The 1508-nt window shown below is 66.8% G+C and carries 1 protein-coding gene; it reads left to right on the top strand.

The window, feature by feature from the left end:
- Positions 1-17: 17 nt before the first annotated feature.
- A partial coding sequence (locus EOD07_RS33985; protein WP_164772821.1) for a hypothetical protein occupies positions 18-1508 on the top strand: 1491 nt, incomplete at its 3' end.

Genomic DNA, 1508 nt, shown 5'->3' with positions numbered 1-1508 from the left:
ATGTCGACGTGAGCGCTTTGACCACGTTCAAGCCGCTTGAGATCGTCTCGCCCTTCGTCAAGGCCGTGGATACGGGCGTCGACGTCACCAATCTGGCGATCGGCGCGGCCATCGGCTCGGGTGGCGACACCGGCGCCGGCTCGGCAGTCATCAACGTCCTCGACGTGACCACGAGGGCGAGCATTGGCTCCGGAGCGACGGTTACTGCGTCGGCAGGTGACGTCTCGGTGACGGCATCGAGCGACGTGAACGTCATCGACTTCGCGGGTAGCATCGCCGTCACTATCGGCTCCGGGCAAAAGAGCGGCAGCGGCGTCGGCATTGGTCTTGACGTCACCGTGCTTGACGAAACGACCGAAGCGCTGATCGCGACGCGCAACGGCGCGGCGACCACGGTCACCGCCGGCGGCAACGTCGTCGTCGACGCTACCTCGTCGGAGGACTTTTTCCAGCTCACCGTCAATGCCGGGGCAGGCAACAGCACCTCGGGCGCCGGCGGGCTCAATGTGCTCGTCAACGATACCACCACGCGGGCACTGGTCGGGCGGGACCCGACCGATGCTGCTTCGACTACCGGCACAGCAGCGATCGATGCCGACGGTTCGGTTGTCGTCGCCGCGGACAGCAAGACGGTGATCGAGAGCTATGCAGGTTCGCTCGGCGTCTCGTTGAGCGGATCGGCGGTCGGCGTTTCCATCGGTATAGTGGTCGACCTCGACCAGACCACCGCAACGGTAGGCGCAGGGTCCACCATCACCGCGCTCGGCGGCAAGACCGCCTCGGTGAACGATGGAATCTTCGACAGTGACGGCAATCAGGGCTCGGAATCCGTCCGCGGCCTTGCCGTTACCGCGACCAGCTATGGCGACGTATTCCTGCTGGCAATCGCGGCGTCCGGCTCGCTGGGCAGCGACAATAGCGGCCAGGGCGGCGGCTCCGGCGGCAGCAGCAGCTCCGGCGGCGGCACCAAGGTGGGCATTGCGGCATCGGTGGGCGTCGCGGTCCTGAAGGGCGAGACCAAGGCCACGATCGGCAATGGCGTCGCGGTCAATCCCGACAATACCGGAGCCGATGCGGGGCAGGGGATCCTGCTGCGCGGCGCCGGCGAGACCAACCTGACCAACGTCACGGGCGGCCTGGCGATCACCGTCCAGGGTGGCGACGCCGGCATCACCGGCTCGGTCACGGTCAACGAGGTCGACAATTTCGTCTGGGCGAGCGCGCTCGGCGGCAACACGCTGAACGCGGCCGGGGGCGGAGTCCGCCTGGATTCCCACGCCAAGGTCGACATCGACGCAGTGACGATCGCTGTCGCCGGCGTCGTCAGCACCAGTTCGTCCAGTTCCGGCAAGAACAGTTCCGTCAATTTCTCCGGCGCTGGCGCAGTGACCGTGAACATGGTCGAGACGGAGGCGCTGGCTGATATCGGCGCCGGCAGCGCGGTCTCGACCACCGGCGACCTGACACTTGCGGCGAGCGACAATTCGGCGATCACCGCGGATTCCGGC

It is taken from the genome of Mesorhizobium sp. M2C.T.Ca.TU.002.02.1.1, assembly GCF_003997225.1.
This window is presented reverse-complemented; position numbering and strand designations above follow the sequence as displayed.